We start from the raw sequence: 13639 nt of genomic DNA, 5'->3' as shown, positions 1-13639 counted from the left end.
ACCAATCGTCAGCAGATGCGGGGAAGCTGCTCGCCGGTCGGCATCTCGACCGTGCGGCGGGAGCCGAGGAGGGTGTGCAGCACCACCCGCCCGGCGTCGGTGACCCGGCCGATCCTGGCCGCGCCGGCACCCGCGCCGCCGGGCGCGGAGCGGAGCGCGGCGAGGGCGTCCGCCGCCCTGTCCGGGCGGACGAAGGCCAGCAGGCAGCCCTCGTTGGCGACGTGGAGCACGTCCAGGCCGAGGATCTCGCAGGCGGCGGCGACCGGGGCGGGCACCGGCAGGGCGGACTCGTCGAGTTCGATGCCGACCGGCCGCCCGGCGGCGGCGCTCGAGTCCCGGGCGATCTCGTTGAGCGAGGCCGCTACTCCCCCGCGGGTGGGGTCGCGGAGGGTGCGGACGGCGTCTGGGACGGCCTCCGCGAGGGCCTTGACCAGGGTGTGGAGGGGGCGGCTGTCGGAGGCGATGTCGGCCTCGAAGCCGAGGCCCTCGCGGGTGCTGAGGACGGTGGTGCCGTGCAGCCCGATCGGTCCGGAGATCAGCACCTCGTCCCCGGGTCGGGCGGCGGCCGCCGAGGGCCGGATCCCGGGCAGCCGTCGGCCCAGGCCGGTGGTGGTGAGGTAGAGGCCGTCCGCGGAGCCGCGGCCGACCACCTTGGTGTCCCCGGTGACCACCCGCACCCCGGCGGCCCGGGCCGCGCGGCCCACGGAGCGGGCCACCCGGTCGAGCACCGGGATCGGCAGCCCCTCCTCCACGATCAGTGCCAGCGCCAGCGCGAACGGCTCGGCGCCCATCATCGCCACGTCGTTGACGGTGCCGTGGACGGCGAGCGAACCGATGTCGCCGCCGGGGAAGAAGAGCGGGTCGACGACGAACGCGTCGGTGCTGAAGACCAGTTCGGCGGGCCCGCCGGGCAGCACGGCGGCGTCCTCCAGGATCGGGGCGGCGGTCGCCGGCTCGCCGCCGTCCGCCATCGCGGGCAGCAGGACGCCCCGCAGCAGCTCCTCGCTGAGCCGCCCGCCGGCGCCGTGCCCGAGGAGCACCACGGCGTCCTCGCCGAGGCCCCGGCGGGCGTCGGCGGGCGCGGGGCAGGCGAGGCCCGCGCCGGGGGCGAGCGCGCCGGGGGTGAGCGCGCCGGAGGCGAGCAGGCCCGGGGTGTCTCCGTCGGTCATCGCGAGGTCCTCTCCTTGCCGGCGGCGTGGTAGGCGGCGCAGGTGCCCTCTCCGGAGACCATCGGCGCCCCCAGCGGGCTGCGCGGGGTGCAGCGGGTGCCGTAGGCGGGGCAGTCGGTGGGGACGCGGGCGCCGGTGAGGATCTGCCCGGCGATGCACTCCGGGTCCTCCCGGGTCGCGGTCTCGGTCGCCTGGAACCGCTCGGCGGCGTCGAACCGGGCGTACGCCGGGGCCAGGACGAGCCCGGAGGCCGGGATCGGGCCGAGACCGCGCCAGGGCCGGTCGGCGACCCGGAAGACCTCGGCCACCGCCCGCTGGGCCGCGGTGTTGCCGTCCCTGCGGACCGCCCGGGTGTACTGGTTCTCCACCTCGGCGCGGCCCTCCTCCAGCTGACGGACCGTCATCAGGATGCCCTCCAGCAGGTCCAGCGGTTCGAAGCCGGTGACCGTGATCGGCACCCGGTAGCGGGCGGCGATCGGCTCGTAGGCCCGCCAGCCCATCACCGCGCAGACGTGCCCGGCGGCCAGGAAGCCCTGCACCTCGCAGTCCGGGTCCTGGAGCAGCGCGGTCATCGCGGGCGGCACCAGCACATGGCTGACCAGCACCGAGAAGTTCTCCAGGCCCAGCCGGCCGGCGAGCTGGACGGCCAGCGCGTTGGCCGGGGCGGTGGTCTCGAAGCCGACGGCGAGGAAGACCACCTGGCGGTCCGGCTCGGCGGCGGCGATCCGCACCGCGTCCATCGGGGAGTAGACGGGGCGGACGTCGGCGCCCCGGGCCCGCAGGGCGAGGAGGTCGGTGTGCGAGCCGGGCACCCGCAGCATGTCGCCGAAGCTGGTGAGGACGGTGCCGGGGCGGGCCGCGATGGCGTGGGCGCGGTCCAGCACCTCGAGCGGGGTGACGCAGACCGGGCAGCCCGGGCCGTGGATCATCCGGATCCCGGCCGGCAGGAGGTCGTCGATGCCCTGGCGGACCAGGGTGTGGGTCTGGCCGCCGCAGACCTCCATGATCCGCCAGGGGCGGGTGGCGGTCGCGGTCAGCTCGGCCAGCAGGCGGCGGGCGAGCCGTGGGTCGCGGTACTCGTCGAGGTACTTCACGCCGCGTCGCCTCCCGCGTCCGCGAGGTCCCGCGGTTCGCGCGGCGGTTCGGCCGGCGGTTCGGCCGGCGGTTCGGCCGCCTCGCCCAGCTCGGTCCGCAGCGAGCCGTCCGTGGCGTCGATGGCCCGCAGCACCTCCAGCGTCCGCCTGGCCTCGGCCTCGTCGACCATGGTGATCGCGAAGCCGACGTGGACGATGACGTAGTCGCCGACCGCCGCCTCCGGGGTGCAGGAGAGGCAGGCCGAACGGCGCAGGCCGCCGAAGTCGACGGTGCCGACCGGCAGTCCGGCCTCCTGGTGGATCTCGGTGATCAAGCCCGGTACACCCAGGCACATGGCGGTCATCCCTTCATCCTGGCCGCGGCCACCGCCGCCTGGCCGTAGCTGATTCCGCCGTCCCCGCAGGGGACCTGACGGGGGCTCAGAACGCGCAGGCCCTCCCGGGCGAGCGAGTCCGAGACGCCCTGGAGGAGGCGGCCGTTGGCGAAGCAGCCGCCGGAGAGGCAGACGGTGTCCAGTCCGGTCTCCCGCACGGCCTCGCCGACCAGGGCGCAGGTGGCCTCGACGAGCGCGGAGTGGAAGGCCGCGGCCAGCGGCCCGGCCGGGCGCCCGGTGGCGACCCCGTCCAGCAGGGCGGCCAGCGTCGGGGCCGGGTCGTACACCCACAGGCCGTCCGGTCTGCCGTCCGGCGCCAGGCCGGTGCGGCTGAGCCGCCAGGGCAGCGCGGCGACGGAGGCCGGCTGGGAGCGGGCGGCCTCCTCGACGGCGATCGCCGCCTCGCCCTCGTAGCCGACGGTCTCCCCGGCCAGTCCGAGGAGGGCGGCGGCCGTGTCGAAGAGCCGGCCCGCGCTGGAGGCCTGGGGGCAGTTGACGCCCCGCCGGATCATCCGCATCAGGGCCGGTCCGGACCCGCCGTCCAGCAGCCGGGCGCCGGCCTCGGCGAGTGCCTCCGGCAGCAGGGCCGGACCGCCGAGCGGTTCCAGGCCGAGGAGGTGGCCCAGCGCGGTCCGGCCCGGACGCCGGACCGCGGACTCGCCGCCGGGCAGCGGCGCCCGGGCGAACCGGCCGAGGCGCCGGTACCCGCCCAGGTCGGCGAGGAGGATCTCCCCGCCCCAGAGCGTCCCGTCGTCCCCGTAGCCCAGGCCGTCGTAGGCCACGCCGATGAAGCGGCCGGTCAGGCCGTGCTCGGCGGCGCAGGCGGCGAGGTGGGCGTGGTGGTGCTGCACGGGGACGCGGGCCGAGGCCGGCCGGCCGGCGACGGCGATCGAGGTGGAGGTGTAGCCGGGGTGGAGGTCGTGGGCGGCGATCCGCGGCGGCGGGCAGCCGAGGAGGGCGCCGAGTCGACGCCGGGTCAGCCGGAACGCCTCCCGGGTGTCCTCGTCGGCGAGGTCGCCCAGATGGGGGGAGAGCACCGCGGCCGGTCCGTGGGCCACCGCGAAGGTGTGCTTGAGCTGCGCGCCCATCGCCAGCACCGGTTCGGCCGCGGGCACCGGGAGCGGCAGCGGGGCGGGGGCGTAGCCGCGGGCCCGGCGGAGCACCGCGGGCGCTCCGGCGGCCAGCTGGACCACCGAGTCGTCGTAGCGGGCGCGGATCGGCCGGTCGTGGCCGAGGAAGCCGTCGGCGATTCCGGAGAGCCGCTCCAGGGCGTCCTGGTCGTCGATCGCGATCGGCTCGTCGGCGCGGTTGCCGCTGGTCACCACGAGCGGCCGGGCGAGGTCGCGGAGGAGGAGGTGGTGCAGCGGGGTGGCCGGGAGGAACAGCCCGACCCGGGAGACCCCCGGGTGGACGCCCGCCGCCAGCGCGGTGCCCGGCCGGCGGGGCACCAGGACGATCGGCCGCGCCGGTGAGGCGAGCAGCGTCCGCGCCTCCGGGGGGAGAAGGGCGGAGAGCGCGGACGCCGCGTCCAGATCGCGGACCATCACCGCGAACGGCTTGGCCGGCCGGTGCTTGAGCGCCCGCAGCCGGCGCACCGCCGCGGGCCGGCCGGCGTCGCAGACCAACTGGTAGCCGCCGAGGCCCTTGAGGGCGACGATCGCCCCGGCCGCGATCGCGTCCTCGGCGGCGGCCAGCGCGGCCTCCCGGTACGCCCGTCCGGCGGGCGCGAAGGGGCCGCCCTCGGCCCGCCACTCCAGGCGGGGGCCGCAGGCCGGGCAGGCGACGGGCTCGGCGTGGAAGCGGCGGTCGGCCGGGTCGGCGTACTCGGCGGCGCAGGCGTCGCAGAGCGGGAAGCCGTGCATGGCGGTGCGCGCCCGGTCGTAGGGCAGGTCGTCGATGATGGTGGCGCGGGGGCCGCAGGCGGTGCAGTTGACGAAGGGGTAGCGGTACCGCCGGTCGGCCGGGTCGAGGAGTTCGCGGAGGCAGTCCGGGCAGGTCGCGGTGTCCGGCGGGATCTCCCGCAGCGCCGGGGCGCCGCCGGGCTGCGGGCGTGCGGCGCGCGGGACGCTGGGCAGCACGCTGAAACCCGCTCCGGCCGTCGAGGGCATCGGGAACCGGCCGCCGGAGCGGGAGCCCGCGCGGGCGGGTTCGGTGCAGTGCACCCGGTCCACCCGGGCCAGCGGCGGCGCCTGGCTGCGCAGCCCGTCCGCGAACCGCCGCACGGCCTCCGGCGGACCGGCCACCAGGCCGACCAGGTGGCCGTCCTCGTTGCGCACCCAGCCGTCCAGTCCGAGCTCGGTGGCCAGCCTGTGGACGAACGGGCGGTAGCCGACGCCCTGCACGGTGCCGAAGACCTCCACCAGCCGTACCGCCCGCTCCTCGCGGGAGACCTCCCGGGAGGGCGGTCGACGGTTCGTCATGACGCCGATCCCCCCGCCCGGCCGGCCCGGTGATGGTCGAGGAGGAGGCGGCGGATCCGGCCGGCGGCCGCCGGAACGGCCGCGGCGACCGGCGGGCTCAGGCCGGGGCCGAGGTCGAAGTCCTGGCCCTCGACGCCGATCACCACCAGTCGCTCGGGCATCAGCCCGAGGGCCGCACCGAGGGCGGCGGCGTCGCCCAGCCCGAGGCCGTGGGTGCCGGCCGCGTTGGCACCGCCGGTTGCGGCCGCACCGGTCGAGGCCGCACCGGTCGAGGCCGCGCCCGTCGAGGCCGCGCCCTCCTGCTCCGGGGCCCAGCCGTTCTCCGCCCCCGGCTGGGGGGTGAAGGCGAGCTGGTGGATCCGGCCGGGCTCGCCGGGGTGGGCGTGGACGGCGTCGACCACGACCGCGAGTCCGGCGTCCTGCCAGGCCTCGATCACCCGGGTCGGCTCGCCGTCGCAGAGCACCACCCGGTCGAAGGCCGGGTCGCCCGGCTCGCCGTCGTCCGTGATCGCGGCCAGTACCGCCATCGCGACCCCGTCGTCCCTGCGGAACTCGCTGCCGATCCCGATCAGCACCGCCTCCGCGCGCTCCGGCCCGGCCACGCCGCTCACCCCCGGTCCACGGTGAGGTCGAGGAAGTGCGCGGCGCAGGAGATGCACGGGTCGTAGTTGCGGATCGCCTGCTCGCACTGCCGGGTCAGCTCGGCGTCGTCGAGATCCAGCCGGGCCTGGACGAAGTCGCGGAGGTCGGACTCGACGGCGCGCTGGTTCTGCGCGGTCGGCGGGACGATCACCGCGGAGCGGACGCCGCCCTCGGCGTCCAGCTCGTAGCGGTGGTAGAGGGTGCCCCGGGGTGCCTCGGTGGCCGCGTACCCGATCCCGGCCCGCGGCGGGACCTCCAGGTGCGGGCGGCTCGGCGGGCGGTAGTCGGCGATGATCCGCAGCGACTCGTCCACCGCCCACAGCACCTCGGCGGCCCTGACCACGATGGAGCGGAAGGGGTTGGTGCAGCGGCCGCCGAGGCCGGCGCCGGCGGCCGCGGCCTGGACGGCCGCCGGCAGTCTGCGGTGGTTGAGGTTCCAGCGGGCGAGCGGCCCGCACAGGTGGCGGCGGCCGTCCAGGTCCGCCTGGAGGGCGGTGGAGTGGGCGACCTGGTGCTCCGTCACATGCCGCTCGAAGTCGCGGACCGGGAAGGCGCCGCCGGGCTCGGCGAGCGGGGTGCCGGTGTCGATCGCGTAGCGGTCCGGCTCGCTGAGGGCGAGCAGCGCGTGTTCGATCTCCAGCTCGGGGAAGTCGAAGCCGCCGACCCACTCCAGGGCCTCCTCGGCGTCCCGCCGGGCCTGCGTCAACTGACGTTCCAAACGGGCGAGTTCGGCACCGGTGGGCAGCCGGTGGAAGCCGCCGAGGCGGACGTTGACCGGGTGGATGGCGCGCCCGCCGAGGGTCTCCAGCAGGTCGTTGCCTGCCTTCTTCAGCCGCAGTCCGCGCTCCACGGTGGCCCGTTCGGTGCGGGCCAGGGTGAGGGCGTCCGGCAGACCGAGGAAGTCGGGGGCGTGCAGCAGGTAGACGTGGAGGGTGTGGCTCTCGATCCATTCGCCGCAGTAGAGCAGCCGGCGCAGGGCGGCGATCCCGGGCTCCTCCCGGTGCACCGCCACCCCGCAGGCGTCCTCGATCGCCGCGCAGGCGGTGAGCTGGTAGGCGACCGGGCAGATGCCGCAGATCCGGGCGGTGATGTCGGGCGGTTCCGTCCAGGCCCGGCCGCGCAGGAAGGCCTCGAAGAAGCGCGGCGGCTCGTAGATGCTCAGCCGCACGTCCTCCACCCGGCCGTCGCGGACGGTGACCCGCATCGCCCCCTCGCCCTCCACCCGCGCCAGTGCGCTGACGCCGAGCAGTCGCTCGCTGCGGTGCGTCATGCGGCTCCGCCCTCCCCTTCGCTCTCCTCGTGCTCCGATGCGCTGTCTTCTTCGCCGGCCCTGTCCCGCTCGCCGGCCCTGTCCCGCTCGCCGGCCTCGTCCTGACCGCCGGCCCGGCGGGCCGCGGCGGCGAAGGCCGGGGCCTCGGCGTTGAAGGTGCGGTAGAACCGGACGATCTCCCGTTCGCCGAGCCCGTCCCGGCGCAGCAGCGGCAGCAGCGCGTCGGTACGCGCGCCGGTCACCGGACCGAAGCAGCCGTAGCAGCCCCGCCCGTACGCCGGGCAGATGGCGCCGCAGCCGGCGTGGGTGACCGGCCCGAGGCAGGGGATCCCGTGGGCGGTGGTGACGCACACCGTGCCGCGCGCCTTGCAGGCGAAGCAGACGCTCTGGTCCGGGATGTCCGGCCGCCGTCCGGCGAGGAACGCGCAGACCACCTCAAGGAGCTGGCCCTTGTCGATCGGACAGCCGCGCAGCTCGAAGTCGACCGGGACGTAGTCGGAGACCGGACGCGAGCGGTCCAGGGTGCGGATGTAGTCCGGCCGGGCGTACACCGTCCGCGCGTACTCCTTCACGTCGGCGAGGTTGCGCAGCGCCTGGATGCCGCCGGCGGTTGCGCAGGCGCCGATCACCACCAGGTACCGGGAGTCGGCGCGGACCCGGCGGATCCGCTCCTCGTCCTCCGGCGTCGCGATCGACCCCTCGACCAGCGACAGGTCGTAGGGCCCCGGCTCCTGGTGCCGGCTCGCCTCCAGGAAGTAGGCGATCTCCACCCGGCCGGCCAGCGGCAGCAGCTCGTCCTCGGCGTCCAGCAGGGTGAGCTGGCAGCCGTCGCAGGAGGAGAACTTCCACACGGCGAGCCGCGGTGCGCGGTGTCCGGCGTCCGGCTCCGGCCGGGGCGCGGTGACAGGGGTGCTGGTGGTCATCTGACGGCTCCTCAGCGTTCCCGTACGGCGAGCAGTCCTGCGGCCTCGTGCCAGTCGAAGACCGGGCCGTCCCGGCAGATCAGCACCTCGCCGAGCTGGCAGTGCCCGCACCAGCCGGTGCCGCAGCGCATGTTGCGCTCCAGCGAGACCCTGATCCGCCCGGCGTCCATCCCGCGCTCCAGCAGCGCCGAGGCGGTGCCGCGCATCATCGGCTCCGGGCCGCAGACGAAGGCCGTGGTGGCGTCGGGCCGCAGCCGCACCGTGTCGAGGAGGGTGGTGACCAGGCCGGTCCGGCCGGTCCACTCCTCCCCCGCCTCGTCGACGGTGACCCGCACCTCGGCCCCGGTGCCCCAGCGCAGCAGTTCCTCGTGGTAGATGAGGCCCCCCGGGTCGCGCGCCCCGAAGAGCACCGCCAGCTGCCCGTAGTGCTCGGGCTCGGCGAGCGCGGCCTCGATCACCGGGCGGACCGGGGCCAGGCCCAGACCCCCGGCGACGACCAGCAGGTCGGCGCCGGGCTCGGTGCCGAGCGGGGTGCGCTCGGCACCGGTGGCGCCGAGCGTCCAGTCGTTGCCGAACGGGCCGCGCACCCCGACCACCGAGCCGGGGCCGGTGGCGCAGAGCGCCCGGCTGACCGCGCCGACCGCCCGCACGGTGTGATGCTGGAGCCCGCCGTCGGTCGGGTCCGGAAGCCCGCTGACGGACATCGCGATCTCGCCGACCCCGAAGGCGTAGAGCATCGCGAACTGGCCGGGCCGGAAGGGCAGCGGCTCGCCGTCGGCCGGCTGCACGCCCAGGGTGACCGTCTCCGCGTTCTCCTCCAGCCGCTCCACCACCTGGAAGGGCGCCGGCACCAGCGCCGGGCGTGCGGCGGGGCCGCGTGCGGCGGTGAGGGTGGCGGCCTGGCTCAGGCCGTACGGCATGGGTCCTCCTCGCTCGGTTCCTTGCTCGCTTCCCCGCTCGGTCGGTCGTGCTCCGCCCTCAGCGCCGCGACCTCGGCGGTGAGGTCGATCCCGGCGGGGCACCAGGCGATGCAGCGGCCGCAGCCGACGCAGCCGGAGGAGCCGAACTGGTCGTGCCAGGTGCCGAGTTTGTGGGTCAGCCACTGGCGGTACCGGCTGCGCACGGAGCCCCGGACCGGTCCGGCGCCGGCCAGGTGGGTGGACTCCAGGTCGAAGCAGGAGTCCCAGCGCTGCCAGCGCTCGGCGTGCTCGCCGGTGAGGTCGGTGACCTCCTCGGTGGTGGTGCAGAAGCAGGTGGGGCAGACCAGGGTGCAGTTGGCGCAGGCCAGGCAGCGGGAGGCGACCTCGTCCCAGTGCGGCGAGTCCAGCGAGCCGGCCAGCAGGCCGCGCAGCCCGTCGGTCTCCATCGCCCGGCCCATCCGCTCGGCCGCGCGGTCCACCGTCTCGGCGGCTGCGGTGAGGGTGGCCTCGGCGGCGGCCCGCCGCTCGCCGATCTCGTCCAGCAGCTCCTGGCCCTCCTCGCTGCCGGCCCGGGCCAGATAGGTCAACTCACCGTCCGGACCGCCGATCTCGGTCAGCGCCAGGTCGTATCCGGCGGCGTCGCCGGGCAGACCGGGGCCGGTGCCCATGGAGGCGCAGAAGCAGACCGCGCCGGGCTCGCCGCACTCCACGACGACCACGAACGCCCCCGAGCGGCGGTCGCGGTAGGACGGCTGCTCGTACCGGCCGCCGACCAGCACCCGGTCCAGTACGGCGATCGCCCGCAGATCGCAGGGGCGGACGCCGAGGAACGCGTACCGCGGGGCCGGCTCCTCGTCCGGACGGACGGTGAACCCGCCGTCCTCCGCCCGGTCCGCGCTCCACAACCGCTCCCGGGCCGGGTGGAGGTAGTTCTTCCAGGACTGCGGTCCCGCGCTGTGGGCGAAGGCCCGCCGGTCCCCCTCCGGCAGCGGCCGCAGCCGGTACCGCCCGGCCTCCACCGCCACCCCGGTACCGAACGGCAGCTCGTCGGCCGAGGCCAGCTCGCCGAGGACGACGGCCCCGTCCCTGACGGTGGGCCCGACCACGGTCAGCCCGCGCTCGCGCAGGGCGGCGACCAGCTGCCGCAGCCCGTCGAGTCCGAACTCCACCGGGGCGTCGTTCATGACTGCGCTTCCTCCGTGCGGTGCCCGCGGGGCTGGTGGCCGAGCACACCGTGGATCGCGGACTGGCCGAGGTCGGCCTTGCTATCGTCGAACTCGAACTCGATCAGGTTGTGGACGGCGACCACGCCGTCCACCGCCCGCACCAGCCGCTCGACGATGCCGACCGTGGACTTCTCCTGGACCTCGCCGCGCAGCGTCACCACGCCCTCCGCGACCTGCACCGCGACCTGCTCCTGGCTGAGGAAGAGGGTCTCGCCGAGCACCTCGCGGACGATCTCCTCGCGGATCCCGGTGTCGGTGCGCAGGAAGATCCGCAGCAGGTCGGCCCGGGAGACGACGCCGACCATCCGGCCCGCCTCGTCCACCACCACCAGCCGCTTCACGCCGCGGCGGACCAGCTCCCTGGTGGCCTGGACGATGTTCCACTCGGGGCGGGCGGTGAAGACCGGCCGGCTCATCACCTCGCCGGCCTCGTCGCCCTCGGCGCGGGCGCGCAGATGGGCGGCCATCCGCACCGGCGGGAGGTGCCCCTCGGGGTCCGCCTTGGCGACCTCCTTGCGCAGCAGGTCGGCCTCGGAGACCAGGCCCACCGGCCGGCCCTGGTCGTCCACCACGGGGACGGCGGAGACGTCGTTGCGCGCGAGCAGCTCGGCGATCTCCTTGAACGGGGTGTCGATGCGGGCGGTGACCACCTCATGGGTCATCACGTCGCCTACGGTGCGGTGTCGCGTCATGGCGCTCGTCACTCCTGACCGGCGCCGTCCGGGGCGCCGTAGTGGGTCGGTTCTTCGGGCGGCTCGGGGAGTTCCCGCAGCCGGCGCAGATAGGGGTCGAAGGGCCGGACCGGCAGCAGCCGCAGCCGGGCGTCCACGCACACCGCCCCGTCGGGGCCGGCGATCACCGGGTTGAGGTCGGCCTCCGCCAGCTGCGGGAGGTCGGTGGCCAGCCGGGACAGCCGGGCCAGCAGATGTTCGAGGGCGGCCAGGTCGGGCTTGGGGGTGCCGCGGTAGCCGAAGAGCAGCGGGGTGGCGTGCACCCCGGTGAGCATCGCGTCGACGTCGGTGTCGGTGAGCGGGGCCAGCCGGGCGGCCCGGTCGTCCAGCAGGTCGGCCGCGGTGCCACCGAGGCCGAAGAGCACCAGCGGGCCGAAGACCCGGTCCTGGGCCACGCCGGCGAAGAGCTCGATGCCGGGGGCGGCGGTCGGCTGCAGCACCACCCCGTCCAGCCGGCCGGCGAAGCGGGTGCGGAAGTCCCGTACCGCGGCCCGGACCTGGGCGATCCCTTCGAGGTCGGTGCGGACCGCACCGAACTCGCTCTTGTGCACCTGGCCCGGCCAGTACGCCTTGGCCACCAGCCGCCCGCGGTGGGCCAGCGGCGTGAGCCGGGCGACCGCGTCGGCGAGGGCGCCGCCGAGCACCGCGCCGTCCTCGGCCTCGCCGAGCTCGTCGGCCCGCAGCCAGACCGAGGGCCCGGTCGGGATGCCGTAGCAGCCCAGCAGGGAGGCGGTGGCCGCCGGGTCGAGGAGGCCGCCCTCCGGGTGGGCGGCCAGGAAGGCGCTCGCCTCGGCCGCCGCCCGTCCGGGCTGGACGTCCGGCAGCTCGGGCTCCACGCCCTCGGGTTCGGCCAGGTGCCGGGCCCGGGCGGCGGCGTGCGCCAGCGCCCGGGCGGCCTGCTGCGGATCGGCGTACACCGGGACGTGGCCGCCGTCGTCGGTGGGCAGCAGCTCGACGGACTCGCTCTGCCCGAGCACCACGGCGGCCACCGGATGCCGCCGCCGGGCCGGTCCGGAGCGCAGCGCCCGCCCGGGGGCCCCGCCGAGGGCGGTGGGGGCCAGGCAGACCAGCACCGAGTCGATCAGCGGGCTGCGGTTCAGCACGGCGAGCGCCGCGTCCAGTTCGGCGGCGTCCGCCTCCGCGGTGATGTCCACCGGGTTGGCCGCGTGGGCGCCCTCGGGCAGCACCGCGAGGAGTTCGCCGACCAGGTCCGGGGGCAGCTCGGGGACGGTCAGTCCGGCCTCCGCGCAGGCGTCGGCGGCCAGCACGGCCACTCCGCCGGCGTTGCTCACGACGGCCACCCGGCCGGAGCCGGCGGGCAGCGGCTGGCTGGCGAACAGGGCCGCGGTCTCGACCAGTTCGGCGATCGAGTCGGTGGCGGTGATCCCGGCCTGGGTGAACAGCGCCCGGCGGGTGACGGTCGCGGTGGCGGCGGCCGCGCTGTGCGAGGCGGCGGCCCGCCGCCCGGCGTTCGAGCGCCCGGCGTCCACGGTCAGCACGGGCATCCTGCGGGAGACCCGGCGGGCGGTACGGGAGAAGGCCCGCGGGTTGCCGAAGGACTCCAGGTGGAGCAGGGCCAGCTTGGTCCGCCCGTCGCTCTCCCACCACTGGAGGAGGTCGTTGCCGGAGACGTCGTACTTGTCGCCGAGCGAGACGAAGCTGGAGACGCCGACGCCGAGCCGGGAGAGCAGCTGGAGGAGGGCGATCCCCACCCCTCCGGACTGCACCGCGATCCCCGCCTCGCCGGCCGCCGGATAGGTACCGGCGAAGTTCGCGGCGAGCCTGACCTCCGGATCGGTCTGCGCGATGCCCAGGCAGTTCGGGCCGACCAGCCGCATGCTGTAACGGCGGCAGATCTGCAGCAGCCGCCGCGCCTGCGCGTCCTCGAGCCCGGCGGTCAGCACCACCAGTGCCCTGGTCCCGGCGCGCCCGCACTCCTCGGCGGCGCTGGGCACCACGACCGGCGGGACGGCCAGCAGTGCGAGGTCGCAGACCACCGGCAGGGTGCCCACCGACGGGTAGGTGTCGGTGTCCGCGATCCGCTCCGCGTAGGGGTTGACCGCGTACAGCGCGCCGGCGAAGCCGCCGTCCCGGATCCGCCGCAGCACGCTCTGCCCCACCGAGCCCGGCCGCCGCGAGGCCCCCACCACCGCCACCGAGCGCGGGCGCAGCAGCGGCATCAGGCTGGCCACGTCGGCCGTCCGGCCGCGCTCGTCCACGGCCCGCCGGTAGTCCTCGTCCTGCTGCTCCTCCAGGTCGACGCTGATCCGCACCTGCCCGTGCTCCCAGCGGCGGTGGACGTGCAAGCCGAGGTCGGCGAAGACCTTGTGGACGGCGTGGTTGTCGGCCAGCGCCTCGGCCTCGATGACCCGCAGCCCGCGCTCCCGGGCGGCGTGCAGCAGATGCTCGATCAGCAGCGTGCCGACGCCCCGGTGGTGCCACTCCTCGGCCACCGCGACGGCCAGTTCGGCGGCCGTGCCGGGGGTCTCGCCGGGACGCAGCGGCGCCGCCTGCCCGTCGTACACCGAGTACTCGACGACCCCCACCAGTTCCTCGCCCACCCAGGCGCCCAGCGCCAGGAAGCCGGGGCGCGGCGGCGCGCACAGCCGGCGGGCGGCCTCCTCGGGGGCGCGCCGGCTGGCGCCGAAGAACCGGAGCCGCCGGCTCTCCTCGGACATGTGGACGGAGTGCAGCTCCCGGACGGCCTCGCGGTCGCCGGAGGCCAGCGGGCGGATCAGCGCGGTGGAGCCGTCGGCGAGCAACGCCTCGACAGGCCTGGGTGCCTCGGGTACAGGGGGCGCCGAAGACATGGACACGCACACTCCTCACACTGCGTATGCCGGGAAGAGGGCCCGGCCCGGGCGGGGACG

At 76.2% G+C, this 13639-nt stretch carries 11 protein-coding genes; all 11 read right to left on the bottom strand.

Translation table 11 applies throughout. The features are described 5' to 3' along the window. Positions 1-8: 8 nt before the first annotated feature. Genes hypE through BS73_RS01570 form a run of 11 tightly spaced genes read right to left on the bottom strand, consistent with a single transcriptional unit; the run spans position 9 to position 13579 of the window. Positions 9-1169, bottom strand: coding sequence for a hydrogenase expression/formation protein HypE (gene hypE, locus BS73_RS01620; protein ID WP_084703687.1), 1161 nt, complete (start codon positions 1167-1169; stop codon positions 9-11). After that, positions 1166-2263 carry a hydrogenase formation protein HypD gene (hypD, locus tag BS73_RS01615; RefSeq protein WP_037568661.1) on the bottom strand — a complete coding sequence of 366 codons (1098 nt, stop codon included), beginning with the start codon at positions 2261-2263 and terminating at the stop codon, positions 1166-1168. Before hypD ends, hypE begins: the two co-directional genes overlap by 4 nt. Continuing rightward, positions 2260-2607 carry a HypC/HybG/HupF family hydrogenase formation chaperone gene (locus tag BS73_RS01610; protein WP_235215237.1) on the bottom strand — a complete coding sequence of 116 codons (348 nt, stop codon included), beginning with the start codon at positions 2605-2607 and terminating at the stop codon, positions 2260-2262. The genes hypD and BS73_RS01610 overlap by 4 nt, the downstream gene beginning before the upstream one ends. Continuing rightward, on the bottom strand, positions 2604-5057 hold the full coding sequence (hypF, locus tag BS73_RS01605; protein WP_051939043.1) for a carbamoyltransferase HypF: 2454 nt from the start codon (positions 5055-5057) through the stop codon (positions 2604-2606). The genes BS73_RS01610 and hypF overlap by 4 nt, the downstream gene beginning before the upstream one ends. After that, complete coding sequence (locus tag BS73_RS01600) at positions 5054-5668, bottom strand: hypothetical protein (RefSeq protein ID WP_051939041.1); 615 nt, start codon at positions 5666-5668, stop codon at positions 5054-5056. Before BS73_RS01600 ends, hypF begins: the two co-directional genes overlap by 4 nt. Then, positions 5665-6969, bottom strand: a complete 1305-nt coding sequence (locus tag BS73_RS01595) for a Ni/Fe hydrogenase subunit alpha (RefSeq protein ID WP_037568660.1) — start codon at positions 6967-6969, stop codon at positions 5665-5667. Before BS73_RS01595 ends, BS73_RS01600 begins: the two co-directional genes overlap by 4 nt. Continuing rightward, entirely contained in the window at positions 6966-7892 is a 927-nt protein-coding gene (locus BS73_RS01590; RefSeq protein WP_084703686.1) for an NADH-quinone oxidoreductase subunit B family protein, read from the bottom strand. The genes BS73_RS01595 and BS73_RS01590 overlap by 4 nt, the downstream gene beginning before the upstream one ends. Positions 7893-7903: 11 nt before the next feature. Continuing rightward, positions 7904-8812, bottom strand: a complete 909-nt coding sequence (locus BS73_RS01585; RefSeq protein WP_084703685.1) for an FAD/NAD(P)-binding protein — start codon at positions 8810-8812, stop codon at positions 7904-7906. Next, a complete protein-coding gene (locus BS73_RS01580; protein ID WP_037568658.1) occupies positions 8797-9996 on the bottom strand; it encodes a 4Fe-4S dicluster domain-containing protein in 1200 nt (399 codons plus the stop codon). Before BS73_RS01580 ends, BS73_RS01585 begins: the two co-directional genes overlap by 16 nt. Then, on the bottom strand, positions 9993-10730 hold the full coding sequence (locus tag BS73_RS01575; RefSeq protein WP_051939039.1) for a CBS domain-containing protein: 738 nt from the start codon (positions 10728-10730) through the stop codon (positions 9993-9995). The genes BS73_RS01580 and BS73_RS01575 overlap by 4 nt, the downstream gene beginning before the upstream one ends. Positions 10731-10738: 8 nt before the next feature. Further along, positions 10739-13579, bottom strand: coding sequence for a bifunctional acetate--CoA ligase family protein/GNAT family N-acetyltransferase (locus BS73_RS01570; protein WP_084703684.1), 2841 nt, complete (start codon positions 13577-13579; stop codon positions 10739-10741). Positions 13580-13639 lie beyond the last annotated feature (60 nt).

Source organism: Phaeacidiphilus oryzae TH49, from assembly GCF_000744815.1.
Taxonomy (GTDB): Bacteria; Actinomycetota; Actinomycetes; order Streptomycetales; family Streptomycetaceae; genus Phaeacidiphilus; species Phaeacidiphilus oryzae.
This window is presented reverse-complemented; position numbering and strand designations above follow the sequence as displayed.